The organism is Falsihalocynthiibacter sp. S25ZX9, assembly GCF_041205405.1.
GTDB lineage: Bacteria > Pseudomonadota > Alphaproteobacteria > Rhodobacterales > Rhodobacteraceae > Falsihalocynthiibacter > Falsihalocynthiibacter arcticus.
In genome coordinates this window covers 103,004-118,431 of the sequence record NZ_JBGFCD010000016.1, presented here as the reverse complement: position 1 = coordinate 118,431, position 15,428 = coordinate 103,004, and the positions used below count along the sequence as shown (strand labels likewise).

Below are 15,428 nucleotides of genomic sequence, written 5' to 3'. Positions count from 1 at the left end.
CGTTGTCTGGCAGGCGATGCTGGCATCGCTGAGAGGAAAGGCCAGCGGTCACATGCACCGCGTCAACAGGCCGGACACATGACCGCAACCTGCAACGATCAAAATCAGCTCAAATAAATCCCTGCAAAACAGGGGCCGTCAACACATGCATCTAGCAAGTCTGGATCATCAGGGGCCGTGTCATCACGTGATACAAGTTCCGAAGCGAGATAGATAATAGCTGGCACAAATCTCTTGTAGCTCGCTGAGGCACTTGGCAGGCGTTGGCTATTTTCGCTACGGCCATCAAATGCGAAGCGGAGCAATATTGTGAGCCACTTGCGCTTTTCCTGTGCCGAGAGGCTATCAAGGACTTCGATCAGATATTGGGACGTGGCCGAGGAATAGTTGGATCTTTCCCTTTGGATTCTTGCGAGAAGGCAAATGCAGTCAAGCAGTGTCGCTTCCTCAAAACAGTATTGAAGCGCCTTTAATTGAAACATGTTCCAGCTAGGTGCAGCGTCTGTGTCGTTGGTATCAGGGCAATTCGCGGTGAGAGCAGCGGCCAAAACGCTCGCCCTGTGGGCCGTATCTCCGATCTCGAATAGAGCTGAGCACGCCTCACTTTTGGTGCGATATCCAACATCCGGATTGATGATGTAGCTGGCTAGTTTGGCTGCTAGGGGTTTCATGCCGCCAAAACGTGCGACCTCAATCAAAAAATCAGTCAGTTCAGGAGAGCTCGACTTGTCGAGAAGTCCTCCAACAACTGCCGAAAGACCGGTATGTGTAAACCGCTTGATATCATCGTGGTGGAACCACTCTCCTCTAAATCTGAGGGCGTCATAGAGTTTAGCTTGGTTACGAAGCAGCAATTCCTTGTCGCCCAAAGAGAGTGCTTTTGGATCTCCCGTTTCAATGAGCAAGGCCGGACGGATTTTGGCAACGATCTCTTTATCCCTAACGTTGAAGGCCGATAGCCGAGTCTTACCCATTTCAGCAACTTCCGACACAATCTTCGGTCCACTGGGGGACTAATTGGGGGATATGAATCTCTAACTTGAGATAATCTTTTAAAATCAGAAATTTAGAGATTCGTGAAAGCGGAGAAACAGGGATTCGAAGCCTGGGAACCCGTTAAGGTTCAAGGGTTTCGAGACCGTTTCTTATGGAATGCTCGGTAACTAAAAATCAATAAAATGGGGAGTTTAATCGGTCTGCGAAAGGCGCAATCGGCATGGTTGGAGGGGAGAGGTGTCATAGTAAGTTGTCATAGTTGAGGGCTGCATTACGCTGGAATATGCCTCGTCCAATAAAAGGAGTGTCTCAGAGAGTTGGAGGTCCGAAACGCCCCTTTAGAGAAGCCGACATTCGTAAGCTATTTTCATTCCGCATCACCGTATTCTGGTGCGCTAACGGTAGTTAGTCGATTGTGAAAGCAAGGGCCTCAATCCGATAAATGATGATAGCGCGTAAGCCTCTATGGGAGGCCCAGCGCTTGTTTCTTATCCGTCGCCCATTTCATGATAACCACATCAAAAGTAAGCGCCATAAGCGATACACAGATACCAAGGACAAAGTTCTTTCCAAGGTCCGTTCCCGCCAGAGTGCGTTGCAATTCTTGTCCCAAATCTTGGGTGCCAATGAAGGCCGCGATGATGACCATAAAGAAGGCGAACATGATCGCTTGGTTAAACCCAACAGCCATAGTTGGCAGAGCCAAAGGCAATTGGACATTTACCAACTTCTGCATGCGGGTTGCACCGGCCATGTCGGCAGCCTCAGTCATTTCGTGCGGCACGGTGCGCAGCCCTTCGATCGTATAGCGGGTCAGCGGAACCATTGCGAAGATCAAGATCGAGCCTACAACTGCAGTGGCTGTAATCCCAAATAACATGATCGCGGGGATCAGGTAGATGAAGCTCGGGAATGTTTGCGCCGTATCGCAGGCGATCAGTATACGGCGCGACCATTTTTCTGACTTCGATGCCCAAATCCCAAGCGGGATGCCGATAAACATCGCTATCGAAACGGCGGCCAACACCGAATATAAAGTGATTATGGACCGATCCCACCAGCCTGAAAGGGCAATCAGACTAAAGAAAATTGCGGCGATGATGCCCTGACGGCGCCCGCCCAACCAGATTGCGAACGCCACGACAATCATGATCATCGCAGGTGTCGGGATCGACAACATGAAGTCGCGAAATGGGTTCAAAACCCACACATTCAAGACATAACGAATGCCGTAGGTGACGTTTTGTACACCATCGAAAGCAAGGAATCCTTTGATGAGGCTGTCCAATTCTTTACCTTGGCTAAAGTCTTGTCCTCGCTCGAAGGTTCCAGCAATGGGCACAGCCTTTGAGAGTAGGGTAAAGCCAACAAAGATGCACAATGCCGATACAAGCGTCTTATGACGGCTGAGCCATGACGCTCCCTTTTCGAAATGCACGGGCTGTTTGATGGCCCATGCTTTGGACATACGATCTAGGGTCACGGCAAGCAGTACGATTGTGATACCAATCTCAAACGACCGTCCCAGCTTAAAACTACCCATCATCGCCAGTAGTTTTGCACCAAGGCCGGGCATTCCGATGAAGGCCGTCAAAACGACCATCGCCAGACACAGCATTATGACTTGATTGACGCCAACCAAAATATCGCCTCGAGCAGACGGGATATAAACGTGCCGCAGCATTTGAAATCTGGAGCAGCCCGCCATTTTTCCTGCTTCGACAACTTCAAGAGATACCTTTTGCAGGCCCAGCGTCGTCATCAGGATCATTGGCGGAATGGCATAAACGATAGTCGCCACGGCCCCCGCTGTTGGCCCGACCTTAAAGAAGATGACGGCAGGCAACAGGTAGGTGAAAAACGGTAGCGTTTGGAGGACGGATAAGACCGGTTTTATGGCCTTATTGACCCATTCATACTTCCAAGCGGCAATACCGAATGACAGGCCGATGGAAAAAGCCAACGGTGCAGCGACGACCAGAACCGACATGGTCTCCATCGCAATTTTCCATTGGCCAATCAACGCAGTCCAAACGAATGTGCCACCGGCCAATAAAGCTAAACGCCACCCCCCAAGGTAATAGCCGATCACTGCGGCAACACCCGCAACCGCGCTCCAAGGCATGGGGCCTAAGTTGGGCCAGCGGCGTTTGCCATAGAAAATATTACCCGTGGTATCGAGGACATTCTCTAAGCCCCCCGTTAGGAAGCGTGTAAGCTTGAGCAGCCCAAGATCGTCTTTAACAAAGTTGAAAACCACGTCGAGCCATGCCGCAAATGGCGGGATCATTGTTTCGGGAACGCGGTACAGCCATGCAGGCAAAAGAGCTGCATATTGCAAGGCCGTCAGTATCAATGCAACGGCAAGAAACAGTATTGCGGCACGGTTGCAAGTCATTGATTTAGAAGTCACCTTCATTAAGGCATCCATCACTGATCCCCCAATAAAACGTCCAGTGCTTCAGCGCGGGACAGTGCACCAATCGGTTTTCCGGCGCGGGTGACAGGAATAAAATCGCGGGTGTCATCGACCAACATACGGGCCATTTTGCGAACTGTTTGGGACGCATCCACAGGATCACCGATGCCAGTTTGACCGACTTCGGCCAACCCACCAGCGCGAACCACGCGCGCCTTGTCGACGTCTTCGGTAAATTTTCGCACATACTCAGTGGCAGGCTTTAGAACGATTTTATCGGGTGTGTCACATTGCTCAATCGCGCCATCCTTCATGATGGCGATACGGTCGGCAAGGCGCAGGGCCTCGTCAAAATCATGGGTGATAAACACGATGGTTTTGTTGAGTAATTGTTGCAGGCGTAGGAATTCGTCCTGCATCTCTTTGCGGATCAGGGGATCAAGCGCAGAGAAGGGCTCGTCCAAAAACCAGATATCGGGCTCAATCGCCAAGGACCGAGCGATGCCAACGCGCTGCTGCTGTCCGCCAGATAACTCGCGCGGGAAGAAATCCTCGCGGCCCTCTAAGCCTACGAGTTTGATCACCTCTAACGCGCGTTCGCGTCGGGTGTGTTTGTCTTGGCCACGCATTTCAAGCGGGAAGGCAACATTGTCGAGTACAGAACGGTGCGGCAGCAAGCCAAAAGATTGAAACACCATTCCCATCTTTGATCGGCGCAGATCAATGAGGTCTTTCTCGGCCAGAGACATGATGTCCTGCCCTTCAATCTCGATCGTGCCGCTTGTAATCTCATGCAGGCGAGAAAAACAGCGAACCAGCGTGGATTTTCCAGACCCTGAAAGGCCCATGATCACCAGCATTTCGCCCTTGTTAACATCAAGCGACACATCTTTGACGCCCGCGATGTAACCGTCTTCACGCATGTCATCGAAGGTCATATCGGGAGGCAGTTTGGCAAGGTATCCTTCGGGATCGGTCCCAAAAACTTTCCAAATATTTTTGCACGATATGACGGGGCGTTCAGACGACATGATATTCCTCAGATATAGAAAGACCCCGCCCAGTACTTGACCGGACGAGGGGAGATTTACGCAAGCGAAGGGGGTTATTTAACCCAAGAAGCCCAGACATCGGGGTTTGCTTCCAGCCATACTTCGGCTGCTTCTTCTGGCTCCAGCTCATCGATGTCGACGAGTTTTGCCATTTCGGCAATTTGTGGGTTGGTGAAAGAGACAGCCTCCAGTGTCGCATAAGCCGCTGGCCACTTGTCTTCCATCCCGTCCCATGCCGCTTTCTTTAGGTAACCCGTGGCTGGGTTGCCGCAATCGAAGAGCGCGTCAGGGTTTGGACCCACGGATGGGTCCGTGTCACAGCCTTCTTCCCAAGCCGGAAACTCAACAAATTCACCAGGCCAAACGGCCTCAGCAAAGTTTGGTGTCCAGTTAAAAACAACGATTGGTTTTTTGTCGGCTTCAGCAGCACCGATTTCGGCCCACAATGCCGCGGCGGAACCTGCGTTCACGACAACAAAGTTCATATCCAGTGATGCAACGCGTTCTTGACCATGCTTGAGCCAGTCAACGGGCCCATCAAGATAACGCCCTTTGTCACCAGTTTCTGGTGTGGCGAACAAGGCTGCACATTCGTTCAGTGCTTCCCATGAAGGCAGACCTGGGCATGCGTCTTTGGTCCACATTGGGTACCACCAGTCTTCGCGTGTCACAGCATTATGGTCGCCTACGTCAACGATGCCGCCTTTTTCCATGGCTGCACGGAAGGAAGCGCCAAACGCCCCTTCCCAGACTTCGAGTTCCATTGTGACATCCCCAAGACGCACAGATTCATAAACCGCTTGGCTGTCTGTTGTGACGTACTCAACATGGGCGCCCTGAGTTTCGAGAATTTGACCAACAACGTTGGACATTACGATTTGGCTGGACCAGTTGTGAATTGGAATGACGATTGGATCGCTGCTGTCGGCGTGGGAGTCAGCAAATGCTGACAGGGGCGCAAGTGCTAAAACACCTGCGGTTAACGCTGTAGTCATCGTTTTCATTGTCATTTACTCTCTACTCTGTTTCAGAGCGTTTTCAGGTTCCCAATGAGGGGCCCAAATTGGTTTGTTTCGGCTTAGCGCTTGGATATAAACGCACGCAGTTTCGCCGCCTTTTCGTTAGAAAAGGCGATGTAAAGCGCAGCAAAAAGATGCCAAAAGCATCTTTTCATGTGCCGTCAGTCGATGTCAGTCGTTAATGTGCTTCCACAGTCACTTTGGGACGCGTAAACACCAGCTTGCATTTTACGATTTTGAGGCGGATTGGCGCTCAATAAAACTCGGTAACTTATCAAAAAAGCTGACAAATTTATGCAACCGACTGAACACACTACATGTATCATTAGAGCCGTGGCGTAAAGCCTTAGTATGCTAAGCCGCTGCGAAGGGCTGCTTTCTATCCTACTTGACCGCTTTGGTTCCTTGGCCAATGCTGGTCGCGGCGCTATTGCGACGAAGGACAGATTTGTCACCAAACTGTAAATGTTCGGCGCGTAACGGGGTCTTTCCAGTCGGCGGTGTTTGCGAAGTAAGTACAGCAGTCTTCGGCGTACCTCTCCGAGTCCTGATCATGATCCCGTGCCGTGGGGCCTGCGAGTGGCTATCAACCAGGACAGCGTGCATTTGGCTCGGCGACAGCCTGAAGTCGGTGATATTTTCTCGGAGATTAATTGAGGAGAAGTTAACTTTCCTAACTTATTGATTTTATTGCAAGATAGGAGCAGTGCGCGCGAATAGACATTCCAATTGGAGAATGTCGAATAAGGACTTTTACATGCGTCACTTTCTATTCGCGGCTTTGGCCTCACTCATTCTTTTTCCCACGGCGCAAGCCGCGAATCTAAGTGCGACTGTACTCACCGCCGACAAGCCTTTTGCAAATGGATTTTTCGGAATTCCTGTTGGAATTTCAGGTACTATAGCCATAGTCGGGGCATCCGGAAGCGATCATGGTGCCGCCTACCTATTTGACACGACCACTGGAAAACAGACAGTCAAGCTTACCCCGACTGACTCTGTCAAAGGGGATGGCTTTGGCCTTTCCGTCTCGATCTCTGGCACAACGGCCATTGTTGGAGCCCCTTTAAGCGCGAACGGCGCGGCTTATCTATTTGACGCGACGACTGGCAGGCAGACGGTCAAGCTCACTGCGGTCGACCCAAACATTGGCGGTACATTGGGGTTCTTCGGTGGTAGTGTTAAAATTTCTGGGACCACAGCCATCATTATGTCTGGCGACGCCGTATATTTGTTTGATACCGTAGCTGGAAAGCAAACAGCCAAGTTCACTGGTGAAGATACAGCGAAGGCCGATTTATATGGGTCGTCTGTCTCTATTTCTGGCACCAGCGCTGTCGTTGGCGGCGTGGAGAAAAAACACGGCGTAGCCTATTTGTACGACACGATCACGGGAAAACAGGTGGCCAAATTTACGGCTAAGACCTCCTCCGTTCCAGACTCACTCTCGTCCAAGGTTACAATTTCTGGAACCACGGTCGCCATTTCAACCTTTGGCCCGACAACACAAAATGGCGCGGTCTATCTTTTCGACACCCTATCGGGCGAGCAGGTTGGAACGTTTTCAGACATCAATGATCAGAAGGACGGAGCTTATGGCGGTTCGCTCGCGATGTCTGGCAGCGCCGTCCTCATTGGAGCCAAAAATAGCAATACGAACAGCCTCGTAAAAAGCGGCGCGGCTTATCTCTACCATAGACAATAAGTGGACCTGTCACGGTTTGATGCCGCCCCTTTGATAGCATTTACTGCGCTAAAGGAGACAGACTATGGGACTGAAACGGACGGACGAATCTCGCAAGGATGCGGTGCGTATCGCACTGACCAGCGGACTGATGCGCAAGCAGGTTGCTGAGGATCTGGGTGTTGGGATGTCGACGCTGAACAAGTGGATAAATGCACACCGAGACACCGATGTGGTGTCGAAAGAGGATTTGAGCCTCGCGCAAGAGAATGACAGGCTCCGACGCGAGAACCGCATTCTCAAGAAGGAGAGACATCCTAAAAAAAGCCACCCAGTACTTTGCGGGACTAAAGCAATGAGGTTTAGATTTATCGAAGAAAATATGGGGCGCTTTCCAGTTGGCTTGCGCCCCAAGTTCCCTCCAGATTGCGCGGAGTCCTTGGCGTTAAATCTTTGACCTCACGCGGCCATTTTGCCCATCACCTTTCTCCGCAAGAATTTCATTGGTGTCATGTTTTCTGCGGTTTCTCTGGCGATACCTGTGTGTTAACCTTTGAAACGGCGGGCGTAAAAGTCGACCATCTGGCTGACCATTTCATCGGCTTGGCCGTTATCACGTGCAGTGTTCAATGCCTCTAACGGACCTTTGACCATGATACTGTCAACGCCTGCATCCTCAGTCATTCGGGCATAATAGCCCACGTCTTTTGCGGCATTTTTAATCGTGAATGCCAATTGAGTGGGATCATTATCGACCCCGTAGGATTTTACAAAACCCATCATGCCTGAATGCAATGGGCCGGCGGACATCACATCGTATAGCTGGGCGCGATTTACGCCAGCGACATCTGCCATAGCAAAGGCTTCGGACATTGCATTGGCAACGGTCATTCCAAAGAAGTTGTTGATCAACTTGATCGTGTGGCCAGAGCCCACAGTGCCGAGATGGAAAACATTTTCACCCAAATCCTTAAGAACAGGTTCCACTGCATCAAACGCGGCTTTGTCGCCCGATGCCATGATATTCAACAGGCCGTCTTTTGCGTGGTTTGGTGTACGTCCCAACGGCGCGTCCAGAAAATGCCCGCCCGCGTTTGCGACTTCTTCCGAGAGGGTGCGACTGCTGGCAGGGAGGGAGGTGCCAAAATCAATGATGGTAGCCCCTTTGCGCAGGCCTGCAATGACGCCCTCTGCGCCGCGCATGCGTCCCTCGACGTGATCGGATGTGCCCATGCAAAGCATGACAATATCGCTCGCCTGTGCGACTTCTTTGGCGTTGGCAGCCTCAGTTGCGCCACGTGCGATGGCCGCGTCCAAATAGGTGCGGTCGGTATTACCCAAAATGGTCAGCGCATACCCTTGGTCCTGCAGGCGTCCAACCATTGCGCCGCCCATGAGGCCAAGGCCGATAAATCCAATTGATGGTTTGCTCATATGAGTATCCTTTCAGAAACTTTTTGGTGTGCTCGAAAGTTTACGATGCACGTTAGGAAATTCCGATATCGCAGGTTGCCGTCAGTTTTCCAAGTGGATGTCGATGTTTTGCCTCGATTTGGGGCGTCAGTGCCCAAAACCTTCCAGCGATTGCGCGCCTAAAGGAGGTAGAAAGGTGGTCCCAGTAATTCGACCAGCTTGCAGCCTGATTTAAGTGGATCAGGGTTTCATTTAGGCTGCTACAGGGAATTGCGAATTCCTGATCTTGCAGATACTCTTCCGAAACGTCACCTTCGGTGAATAACGACCCACTTGGAGCAAAAAATCAGATGAAAAATTTCATGAGATCGGCTGCGGCCGCGATTGCACTGACTACAATTGGCTTGACCACCGCGTCTGCCGAAACCCGTATTACATATAAATCAGCAAAGACCGGTTCGTCGTACTACCAGATGGGCGTTGAGCTGGCGGAAGCCATGAAAAGCGGCACCGATGGCGACATCATCGTGACCATAGAAGAGAGCCAAGGCTCAGTCCAGAACGTGATGGAGGCCCGTGCGCGCGGTGGGGATTATGTGTTTACCACTCCCCCTGCGCTGGTCGGCCTCGCACAAGAAGGCAAGGCCATGTTCGAGGGCAAAGGGGATCCGAAGTTCAGCGAGATTCGCGCTCTCTTTCCGATCCCGTCACTTACTATGCATTTTGTGATGTCCCAAGAAAGTGGTGTCACGGACATCACAGGACTGGCAGGCAAGACAATTTTGCTCGGCAAAGGCTCTTTTGGAGCGACAGAGGGCGAGAAATATCTCGGGTTGTTCGGTATGGCGGATAGCGTCCAGATTGCGGATGTCGAACTGTCGAATGCGGTTGCAGCTCTCAAAAACGGTCAGATCGACGGCTTTGTCACAGCAGGCTCATGGCCCGCGCCCAATGTGATCGAAGCCGCGGCATCGACGCCGGTGACTGTCTTTTCCCTGACACCAGAGCAGATCGCGGAGACAAAGCGTACAGCTCTGACTATTCCGGCGGGCACCTACGCGGGGCAGGAGGCGGATATTGAGACAACATCCCTACCAGTCGTGGCCTACACGACCACGGCGATGGATGACGAGACGGCCTATCAACTGACCAAAACGTTCTGGGAAAGCAAAGCTAAGCTGGCTGAAAACTCCCCGTGGTGGAACGGCGTCGATCAAAACCTGATGCCGACGATCGGGACCACGATCCACCCCGGCGCGCAGCGTTATTATGCTGAAGCAGGTATCACCCTGACCGACGCACAGAAGTAACCACGCTCACAGGCCGGACGAAACCCTCCGGCCTGTCACTCTTCGATAAAAAGGCCACGCTATGCACATGCTTCCCGAAGGACGCCTGAACGCCGCTTTCTGGTTACTGCTTGCAACGGGGCTTGTGGGATATCATCTGGCGCTGATTTTCTCTGGTCTTGTGCCAAATCTGGTCAGTAGGCCGCTCCATATGGCGTTTATTTTGCCGTTTATACTGGTGTTTGGCGCAACCACTCGTAGGCGGCTGATCAGTGGGATTCCTCTTGCGATCCTTGGTGTCTCCGCAGCCCTCTGGGTCGCTGTCAATAGTGACCGTCTGGGGGATCAATACGGGTTTCTTGAGAGTGACTTCCAACTGTTTGTCGCCATCACCTTGCTGGGCATCACGTTGGAAGCGGCGCGCCGAGCAATCGGCTGGCCGCTTCCGGTTGTTGCAGGTCTCGCACTGCTCTACGGGCTTTACGGTCAATACATCCCCGGACAATTCGGCCATTCCGGCACCCCCACAGCCAGCTTTTTGGGCACACTCACCATCGCTGAAGGGGGCATCTGGGGTGCGCTGACGGGCGTCTCGGTTGGTGTGGTTGCGATTTTCGTTATCTTTGGCGCTGTGTTGAACGCTGGGGAGGCGGGGCAAGGTTTCATGAATGTAGCGGCAGCAGCGGCAGGACGGCTCAAGGGCGGTGCGGCCAAGGTCTCGGTTATCTCCTCCGCGCTGTTCGGGTCTATCTCCGGCTCGGCTTCTGCCAATGTTGCTTCAACCGGTGCCGTCACGTTGCCCGCGATGACCAAACTTGGCTATCCCAAGCGACTGGCGGCCGCGGTCGAGGCCGTCGCATCCTCCGGCGGGCAAATTATGCCGCCTTTGATGGGGGCAGGTGCCTTTGTTATGGTTGAGTTAACGGGCGTGCCTTACACGTCGATCATGGCGGCCGCGGTTCTGCCAGCGTTTCTCTACTTCCTTGCCGTCTGGGTCGGAATCAACGCCTATGCTGGGCGGTTCGATTTGAAGGGCGTAGATCCAGCCGACCGCCCCGCGCGACGCGATGTGTTTGTCACGTCGTTGTTTTTCCTTGTGCCTTTCTCAGCCCTGCTTTGGGCGATGTTCGTCGCCAAATACACACCGGAATATGCAGCAGCCCTTGCTATCATTACCGGTGCGCTGCTGCTGTTCATCAACGTGGATTTAAAAAGTCGACGCGAGCAGATCGTAGACCGCTTTGTCTCGGCCATCATGAACGCGGCCAAACAAGTGTCGATGATTGCGGCCATAATCTTGTGCGCCTCGATCATTATTGGCGTGCTCTCAATTACGGGGTTAGGCGTTAAGATTACATCGCTAATTCTCGAAGGCTCCGGTGGTCTACTCTGGCCGTCGTTGCTGTTAACGGCGCTTGCTTGCCTGTTGCTTGGGATGGAAGTGCCCACGACGGCAGCCTATGTCATTTGCGTCTCTGTAGCCGGGCCAGCCCTGATACAACTGGGGTTGGAGCCATTGCAGGCGCATCTGTTCGTGTTCTGGTTCGCGCTGTTGTCCACGATAACGCCGCCTGTGTGCGGGGCCGTGTTTATTGCGGCAGGTATGGTCGAGGAAAACTGGTTGAAGGTCGCACTTACCGCGATGGCGCTCGGAGTAGGGCTCTATATTATCCCGCTCGGCATGATTGCCAATCCCGATATCCTGCGGCTCGCGCAAGACCCTGTCGGTGCTCTCTTCGCGATGCTGAGGATCGCTGCTGGCCTGATGCTCGTCTCTCATGGGCTGATCGGGGCGCGTAAGGTTTTGTCTACTGTTCTGCTGGTCGGCGCAGGATTGGGGATCGTATTTTCAGCAGCCATAATCTGACAACCATGGACTTGCCCTGATTTGAGATTGTCAGTCTGGGGCAGGCGCGTCAGAGTGCCGGAGCGATCACGCACAGCAGTTCGAAGGAATATTTTGCTTTGTCTGCGGTTCGGATGTTTTTAGATGTACCAATGACAGCATCGCTTTGTTAGAAAGTTTGCCCAAATGAGACAGCCTCCTCTTGATGCCCAAGCCCGTCGCGACGTGAAACCAGTGATTTGCTATCCAGTTGAAAGCCTACCGGTGCCGGATATGAAGCAATACAGAGCTGCGCGTGCGGGGATGGAACTAAAGGAGAGGATCGTTGCACCGCCTCGTGACGCGTGTACTTTTGACGTGCCTGCAGGACATTTTTTCCGAATTGTCTGCGAAGGCGGGTCACAGGTAGGAGATCTGAACTTGTGGAATGCGAACGATCTAACGGAGAAGTTTTATTCAGGGAAAACCCGTGCGTTGCATGGGACGCATATTACCACGGGTGAGCGAATGTGGTCGAGTTTTCCATATCTGCGCCCGATGGCAACCGTAACTGATGACACATTAGATTGGTACGGAATCGATGCGTTCGGCGGGTCAGTACACGATGTGATCGGTACGCGATGCGATCCCTATACGGGACGCCTGCTGTCGGACCATGACTATCATCATTGCTGTCATTCAAACCTGACGCGCGCGCTGGCCGATCGCAGCGGCTTGCCTCTATCAGAGGCCGAAGGGCATGTGCACGATGTTTTGAACGTCTTTATGTGCACGGGGTTCTCCCGCGATACCGGCCAATATTTCATGAAGGCAAGCCCTGTACGACCTGGAGATTACATCGAGTTTTTCGCAGAGATTGATCTATTGGGGGCTTTGTCGGCCTGTCCTGGTGGTGATTGCTCCTCAGAGCATTCCAGCGACACAGCCGCCTGCTATCCCCTGGTCGTCGAAGTTTATTCTCCCGAGGACGGGGCATTGGGTGATTGGAAAAGCCCCGCATTCAATGCTTATTCGCGCAGCCATGGACGTTAGGAAAAAAGAAAACATAGCGGTCTTATGATGGTCGCCTCGACGTAATTGCCGTGCCGTCACCGACGCGCAAACGCCCATGCGGCAGTCCAGCCAACGATCCATCCGCCTAAGTGGGCCTCCCAAGCAAGCGCACCAGAAAGTGCGAAGAAAAGCACCACATTGACGACAATCAAGCCCGCTATACCGCTCATGACGGGTTGTAAGGATGCGCCAAGGTTCCGTCTCCGCCTGTAATCCCATGCTTGCCACAACCCCAGAAGGCCAAAAACGGCTCCGGACGCACCAATCATCGGGCCACTGGCGGATGACAGCAGGCCAAACGCGGCGGCACCGGCAACGGCTGAGAGGGATAAAAGGAGAAGGGTTCTACCTGTGCCAAGGACCGTTGCTATGCCCTTGCCTAAGGCGAGGAGGACCACGCTGTTCATGGCAAAATGTGCGAAGCTGCCGTGTAGTAAGGCATGCGATAGAAACATCAGAGCTTTCTGGCCCGTATAGAGCGGGGCGAGACCCTCCCTAAGCAGCGGTGGCCAAAACGCGCCATACAAAAAGACATTCATGCGCCAACTGTCAGACCCTATCCAGCCTGCATCTGAGAGCGTAAGCGGCAGCTCTATCGCCGCCATCAAGCCGACCAAGGCCCAAAGGAATGCAGGCGCGCCGGGTTCAGTTGGTTGGGGATGCGGGTAGTATTGATCGCGCTTGTTATTTTGCATGAACTCCCAATACACTTTTCACGCTCGCAACGAAAGCAACCTTGGCGAGATTGAACTGATAGATGCGGTCGATGAAATGAATGGAGCCAGTATGCGCGGACGCTTTATTGACCCGAACCTGCGCGGGACGGATTTTGAACTATCGGAACTTAAGTTTAATCCATTCCCCCGACGCTACAATATCAAGCCAACACAAGAAGTGTATGTGATGCGTGACACATTGCAAATGGCGCGTTGGGGTTTGATACTTTCATGGCACCGTGGCGGCATTAAAGATTGGAAAGCCAATACTATCAATGCGCGCATTAAGGACGCAGCAAACAAACCCAGATTACGCGGCGCGTGGAAATACGGACGATGCCTGATACCAGCTGGCGGATATTATGAATGGACTGGGGAAAAGGTACGAAGGTGCCGCACTTTATTCAATCTGTTACGAACCAAGAAACCCTTTGGCTCGCGGGCTTGTTCTCGGAGTGGAATGACTTGCGAACTTGCACGATTACGACCCGTGAGGCCAATGAAACTGTATCGGCGGTCCATCACAGAATGCCTGTTATCCTTGATACCGCCGAGCAGGACGAGTGGCTAACGGGGCATGAGGGGCCCAATATTGGTGGCGCTTCGCAATTGCGGCATCATCCAGTGGGGGGCTTTGGTATCGCGGATGTTGGTACGGGACTGGTCGAACTGCTTGATTGAGTGGTTTTCGAGGCCGTTTCTTATGGATTGCTCGGCATTTAGAGATCAATAAAATAAGGGGTATAATCGGCCTTCGAAAGGCACAATCGGCATAGTTGGAGGGGAAGGGTGTCATAGTAAGTTGTCATAGACAAAGCCCGCAATGCGTTGACTTAGGCAGAGAGGCACGCACTTGCTCAAAGTGTGATGCTTTCAGTGCCGGACCACTTGAAATAGAATAATAGAAGTCGCGTAATTGAACTGGAATTTTAAGTGTTGAGATTGCAGACTGCGCAGGAATATTTCTGAGGATTAAGCAATGAAGAAAACAATGGGGCGAGCAATTAAGTTTCGAGAGCAAGTCCTGAAAGATCTTCGGAACCCTTTGAACCTACTGATTTGGAACCGTGATGATACGTATGCGCGGGACGTCGAGAAACGGATCAAGGACGCATTTGCGTTCTATGTTGATCCGGATGGTGTGAATTTTTTACAAGAAGGTGTCCAAAAGCTCGGTGAAGAGGATTTTTTCCAAGCAATCTCAAATATGGAGCTGCCTTTCGGCAGTATTTGGTTGGAGTTCGATGTCAAAACTGAAGACGGCATGAATGAAGGCCGTATCGGTGTCGTAGCGGACTTCATCCGAGACGGACTGCGTGTATTTTCGGCTCAGCTGTTCAAGCTGCCAGAGGACAAAGGTCTGGTGATCCTCTATTCCGGTTCAGAAGTGCTATTCAAGCGTGATGGGCAAGTTGAAATATTGGACAATCCCGCTGCTTTTCATCAGGACCTTCTATCGGAAAGGGAGAAAGGGCGACTGCAGCGAGGCGTCCCTCCGCGCGACCAAATTGGCGAAGATACAATTCGGCAACGTGAAAGTGATGCCTTAAGGTATGCCGTCCGCTGCGTCGCACTGCTACTGGCTATATCGGGCCTGCATCGTCGACCGGAAATTCTTGATGTTGAGAAATCACAGGAGCCATCAAAACGTATCGTAAAGCAGTTTGAGCGGCGCGGAGAAGCCGCACCTGCGTACGGGCTTTCTGTCATTCGTCTGGGCAAGGAAGGGCGCTCTGCCGCATCTATTCAGCACGAGGAGGCCAAGGCAGACGGCCGTCTAAAGCGGTCGGCACATTGGGTGAGGGGGCATCTATTTCTGGCGAGGAACGGAAAGCTCACTTGGCGGAAGCCACATGTTCGTGGTGAGGGAGTTGCGATCGCTAAGCCGCGCCATTTTACATCGTAAACGATGCCAGCCACTGAGGGCTCTCTTAGTGGACT

The 15,428-nt window shown here is 52.5% G+C and carries 12 protein-coding genes and 2 pseudogenes; 8 read left to right on the top strand and 6 right to left on the bottom strand.

Annotated elements, in window-relative coordinates; all coding sequences use genetic code 11:
• Window positions 1–104: 104 nt before the first annotated feature.
• From AB9F29_RS17210 to AB9F29_RS17195, 4 genes are all read right to left on the bottom strand, one after another.
• Entirely contained in the window at window positions 105–974 is an 870-nt protein-coding gene (locus tag AB9F29_RS17210; protein ID WP_369756545.1) for a hypothetical protein, read from the bottom strand.
• A gap of 485 nt (window positions 975–1,459) precedes the next feature.
• Window positions 1,460–3,415: an ABC transporter permease gene (locus AB9F29_RS17205; RefSeq protein WP_369756544.1), complete on the bottom strand. Its 1,956-nt coding sequence runs from the start codon at window positions 3,413–3,415 to the stop codon at window positions 1,460–1,462.
• Window positions 3,416–3,426: 11 nt separating this feature from the next.
• Window positions 3,427–4,446 (bottom strand): glycine betaine/L-proline ABC transporter ATP-binding protein, encoded by a 1,020-nt coding sequence (locus AB9F29_RS17200; protein WP_039000865.1) that lies wholly within the window; start codon window positions 4,444–4,446, stop codon window positions 3,427–3,429.
• A 74-nt stretch (window positions 4,447–4,520) separates the two neighbouring features.
• Window positions 4,521–5,471 carry an ABC transporter substrate-binding protein gene (locus AB9F29_RS17195; protein WP_335586840.1) on the bottom strand — a complete coding sequence of 317 codons (951 nt, stop codon included), beginning with the start codon at window positions 5,469–5,471 and terminating at the stop codon, window positions 4,521–4,523.
• Between the two features lie 772 nt (window positions 5,472–6,243).
• Between AB9F29_RS17195 and AB9F29_RS17190 the strand changes: the two genes are divergently transcribed.
• Both AB9F29_RS17190 and AB9F29_RS17185 read left to right on the top strand, forming a co-directional pair.
• The gene (locus tag AB9F29_RS17190) at window positions 6,244–7,191 is read left to right on the top strand and encodes a hypothetical protein (protein ID WP_369756543.1); all 948 of its coding nucleotides are present in this window, start codon (window positions 6,244–6,246) and stop codon (window positions 7,189–7,191) included.
• Between the two features lie 64 nt (window positions 7,192–7,255).
• Window positions 7,256–7,567: pseudogene (locus AB9F29_RS17185) on the top strand (transposase); the annotation flags it as partial.
• Between the two features lie 149 nt (window positions 7,568–7,716).
• On the opposite strand, the gene AB9F29_RS17180 reads toward AB9F29_RS17185, so the two are convergent.
• Entirely contained in the window at window positions 7,717–8,604 is an 888-nt protein-coding gene (locus AB9F29_RS17180) for an NAD(P)-dependent oxidoreductase (protein ID WP_369756542.1), read from the bottom strand.
• A gap of 329 nt (window positions 8,605–8,933) precedes the next feature.
• On the opposite strand from AB9F29_RS17180, the gene AB9F29_RS17175 reads away from it, so the two are divergent.
• The 3 genes from AB9F29_RS17175 to AB9F29_RS17165 all read left to right on the top strand — a co-directional run bounded on the left by AB9F29_RS17175 (window position 8,934) and on the right by AB9F29_RS17165 (window position 12,750).
• Complete coding sequence (locus tag AB9F29_RS17175; protein ID WP_369756541.1) at window positions 8,934–9,893, top strand: TAXI family TRAP transporter solute-binding subunit; 960 nt, start codon at window positions 8,934–8,936, stop codon at window positions 9,891–9,893.
• 61 nt (window positions 9,894–9,954) lie between these two features.
• The gene (locus tag AB9F29_RS17170; protein WP_369756540.1) at window positions 9,955–11,739 is read left to right on the top strand and encodes a TRAP transporter permease; all 1,785 of its coding nucleotides are present in this window, start codon (window positions 9,955–9,957) and stop codon (window positions 11,737–11,739) included.
• 165 nt (window positions 11,740–11,904) lie between these two features.
• Complete coding sequence (locus AB9F29_RS17165) at window positions 11,905–12,750, top strand: urea carboxylase-associated family protein (RefSeq protein WP_369756539.1); 846 nt, start codon at window positions 11,905–11,907, stop codon at window positions 12,748–12,750.
• A gap of 56 nt (window positions 12,751–12,806) precedes the next feature.
• Here AB9F29_RS17165 and AB9F29_RS17160 read toward each other — a convergent pair whose 3' ends face one another.
• Complete coding sequence (locus AB9F29_RS17160; protein ID WP_335586838.1) at window positions 12,807–13,466, bottom strand: rhomboid family intramembrane serine protease; 660 nt, start codon at window positions 13,464–13,466, stop codon at window positions 12,807–12,809.
• Between AB9F29_RS17160 and AB9F29_RS17155 the strand changes: the two are divergent.
• The 3 genes and pseudogenes from AB9F29_RS17155 to AB9F29_RS17145 all read left to right on the top strand — a co-directional run.
• Window positions 13,465–13,812, top strand: a pseudogene (locus AB9F29_RS17155) (SOS response-associated peptidase family protein); the annotation flags it as partial. The gene AB9F29_RS17160 and the pseudogene AB9F29_RS17155 sit on opposite strands and share 2 nt — an antisense overlap.
• A gap of 41 nt (window positions 13,813–13,853) precedes the next feature.
• Window positions 13,854–14,168 carry an SOS response-associated peptidase family protein gene (locus AB9F29_RS17150; RefSeq protein ID WP_369756538.1) on the top strand — a complete coding sequence of 105 codons (315 nt, stop codon included), beginning with the start codon at window positions 13,854–13,856 and terminating at the stop codon, window positions 14,166–14,168.
• Between the two features lie 298 nt (window positions 14,169–14,466).
• Window positions 14,467–15,393 carry a hypothetical protein gene (locus tag AB9F29_RS17145; protein WP_369756537.1) on the top strand — a complete coding sequence of 309 codons (927 nt, stop codon included), beginning with the start codon at window positions 14,467–14,469 and terminating at the stop codon, window positions 15,391–15,393.
• Window positions 15,394–15,428: the final 35 nt, after the last annotated feature.

Bases quoted from the DNA above. Each gene is read 5' to 3' on its own strand.
- AB9F29_RS17210 (WP_369756545.1), bottom strand. From the start codon at position 974: ATGGGTAAGACTCGGCTATCGGCCTTCAACGTTAGGGATAAAGAGATC.
- AB9F29_RS17205 (WP_369756544.1), bottom strand. From the start codon at position 3,415: ATGAAGGTGACTTCTAAATCAATGACTTGCAACCGTGCCGCAATACTG.
- AB9F29_RS17200 (WP_039000865.1), bottom strand. From the start codon at position 4,446: ATGTCGTCTGAACGCCCCGTCATATCGTGCAAAAATATTTGGAAAGTT.
- AB9F29_RS17195 (WP_335586840.1), bottom strand. From the start codon at position 5,471: ATGAAAACGATGACTACAGCGTTAACCGCAGGTGTTTTAGCACTTGCG.
- AB9F29_RS17190 (WP_369756543.1), top strand. From the start codon at position 6,244: ATGCGTCACTTTCTATTCGCGGCTTTGGCCTCACTCATTCTTTTTCCC.
- AB9F29_RS17180 (WP_369756542.1), bottom strand. From the start codon at position 8,604: ATGAGCAAACCATCAATTGGATTTATCGGCCTTGGCCTCATGGGCGGC.
- AB9F29_RS17175 (WP_369756541.1), top strand. From the start codon at position 8,934: ATGAAAAATTTCATGAGATCGGCTGCGGCCGCGATTGCACTGACTACA.
- AB9F29_RS17170 (WP_369756540.1), top strand. From the start codon at position 9,955: ATGCACATGCTTCCCGAAGGACGCCTGAACGCCGCTTTCTGGTTACTG.
- AB9F29_RS17165 (WP_369756539.1), top strand. From the start codon at position 11,905: ATGAGACAGCCTCCTCTTGATGCCCAAGCCCGTCGCGACGTGAAACCA.
- AB9F29_RS17160 (WP_335586838.1), bottom strand. From the start codon at position 13,466: ATGCAAAATAACAAGCGCGATCAATACTACCCGCATCCCCAACCAACT.
- AB9F29_RS17150 (WP_369756538.1), top strand. From the start codon at position 13,854: ATGGACTGGGGAAAAGGTACGAAGGTGCCGCACTTTATTCAATCTGTT.
- AB9F29_RS17145 (WP_369756537.1), top strand. From the start codon at position 14,467: ATGAAGAAAACAATGGGGCGAGCAATTAAGTTTCGAGAGCAAGTCCTG.